General features: G+C 55.9%; 2 protein-coding genes. Both read right to left on the bottom strand.

All coding sequences use genetic code 11. The annotated features are described in order from the left end of the window. Positions 1-93: 93 nt before the first annotated feature. A complete protein-coding gene (locus V6D20_10655; protein ID HEY9816241.1) occupies positions 94-1,731 on the bottom strand; it encodes an MBL fold metallo-hydrolase in 1,638 nt (545 codons plus the stop codon). A 327-nt stretch (positions 1,732-2,058) separates the two neighbouring features. Beyond that, positions 2,059-2,181 carry a hypothetical protein gene (locus tag V6D20_10650; protein ID HEY9816240.1) on the bottom strand — a complete coding sequence of 41 codons (123 nt, stop codon included), beginning with the start codon at positions 2,179-2,181 and terminating at the stop codon, positions 2,059-2,061. Positions 2,182-2,195: the final 14 nt, after the last annotated feature.

Below are 2,195 nucleotides of genomic sequence, written 5' to 3'. Positions count from 1 at the left end.
CCTATCCTGAATCAAATCCTGACTAGGAGAATAATCGTTCTGCGGGGACTGGAGACCGCTCGTCCCTTCAGTCCACGTCACGTCATCTTCAGGCTAGCTACGTGGTTCGAAGGCGGGGCAGTAGCCCTCCGGCGTGACCTTGAAGCCAAAAAGGGGAGAATTTTGCCCAGAGCATCGCTGCTTACGAAAGAAGCGACAGTTTTCGCAGCATTCTAAACCGCTGAGAGCGGCAGCTTCCGTACCCTGGCTAAGCAGTTCTCGCTGAGACACGCCCCGCAACACTAGCTCATCTCCCTGCCAGCGAGCTTCTACCAGTCCCGTATCGGCTAGGTGCTGCCAGCGAGGATCGTGGGTCATGTTTTCCGGCAAGGTAACCATAATGATGGTTTCCAGCTCAGTCAGCTCCCCTTCATAGCGGATGTCTGGGGGGGCTGGCTGATGGAACATCTCGCCAATGGGTAGCTCCACCAGAGAATTAGCCGTGGGACAGTGGAGATGATAGCGGCTTTGCAGTTCGTCTAGCCCGGTCAAGTCTGTGAGGTATTGAGGGGCTCCGTGGACGAAGATGACATGCTGGGGGCGAAGGTTGTGGATTAGCTGAGCGGTACCCGGGCCGTCGCAATGTTCGCTGAGCAGGTAGGTGTCTACCAGCCACTGTCCTGATTGAATGAAGGACTGAAACTGGGGGGGCATGTGCTCAATGAGCGATGGATAGAGATCCTGAGGCGATCGCCCTGGTTGTTCCGTCAACAGCAATAGCCAGCGCTGGGTGGCCGCTTGGGGGCTGCTCAGCACCCGCTCAACGTCATCCGTAATCACAATGCAGGGCGTTTGATACCAGGCGTCGGTTTGCTCATCCCGTTGGCTCCAGCGCCGCACCCTAGGACGCACGCGGGTATCCCAAAAGAGGGGCTGGTGGCGGGCAAAGTTTTGCACCGTACTGGGCAGGTAGGGCATGAGGGTCAGGTAGGCATCACATCCGGCAGCTACCATGCCGTCTACCCAAATATCAATATCCCGCCCGGTGAAATGGTGATGGCTACGCAGCAGCATCAGGAGTTCTTGCCCTAGCCCTAGGGGTTCGGTGGGCAGAAGAACCGATTGGCCGAGGGCGATCGCTCGATGGATGCGTTCGGCAAGTTGATTTTCCTGCTGGCGGCGGTGGGGATGGCGAGAGGTGCCATAGCTACCTTCGGTAATCAAAATATCCGGGCGCAGTCCCCGCAGTTCATCCAAGGGCAACCCGTCTACAAGGCGGGAACTGGAGAGTAGATAATCCCCGGTATAGATCAGGGTATAGTCGCGCTCGGGAGTTTTGTGAGTAATCAGGGCAGCAGCGGCACCGGGGAGATGGCCGGCGGGCCAGAGTTCAACCGTGAGATCGGGGTAGAGACTAAAGGGCGATCGCCACGCTAAAGGTTGGCAAAAATCAGGAACCTCCGGCTCCTCGGGCCAATTGAGAGGCAGCAGCTTAGCGGTAACGCCGCTGGCATAGATGGGAAGCTGGGGATAGGCCTGGTGCAGCGCTAACAATCCCCGAGCATGGTCTTGATGGGCGTGGCTACAGAGCACCGCATCAGCCGGGGGTAAGGAACCATCGTGGCTTTTGAGCAGGGAAACATCCTGCAGACCACAGTCTAGCAAGATGCGATAGGTGCCAATACGGACGAGCAGACAAACCCCTTCTGTGTCGTGTCCCACAGCATAGGGCAGGCACTCTAGCTCAAGCACGATACTTGGCTCCTTGGATGGCGAAGACAGGCGAGAACAGCACTAGGACAGGAATGCAAGAGTTGGGGGCTATCATCGGTTTCGTACGGTTGAGCGACAGATCACTCACGGTTAACAGGACGCTTTAATTGAGTCTAGCGACTAAATCTAGCGTGATGCAAGCCAAATCCAAGGGATGTTACCTGTCCTAGTCAAGACCATGTTCATCGCAATCAAACCATAGAGAACTCTGGGCAGCCTACCTAGCGGGAAGCTGTCCCTAGCAAAACTCTACGAGAGCAGACAGTGACGAGTCTAAACCTACGGATCTAGGAGAGCGATCGCTCCCTAATGGGCAGAACCATTGCCATGGTAATCATCGGAGTCGTAGAAACCGTTTCGGGTGCCGAAGAACAGGCAGGCCACGATAAAAACGGGGGTTAGAAACAAAAGGGCAAGTTTAATATCCATACCAAGATCTTAAC

This window comes from Candidatus Obscuribacterales bacterium (assembly GCA_036703605.1).
In the GTDB taxonomy this organism is placed as follows: domain Bacteria; phylum Cyanobacteriota; class Cyanobacteriia; order RECH01; family RECH01; genus RECH01.
Note: the sequence above shows the minus strand (reverse complement) of the source record. Positions and strands in the feature narration are given on the sequence as shown.

What these genes read in the sequence shown, in the direction of transcription:
- V6D20_10650 (HEY9816240.1), bottom strand. Translation starts at nt 2,181, where the DNA reads ATGGATATTAAACTTGCCCTTTTGTTTCTAACCCCCGTTTTTATCGTG.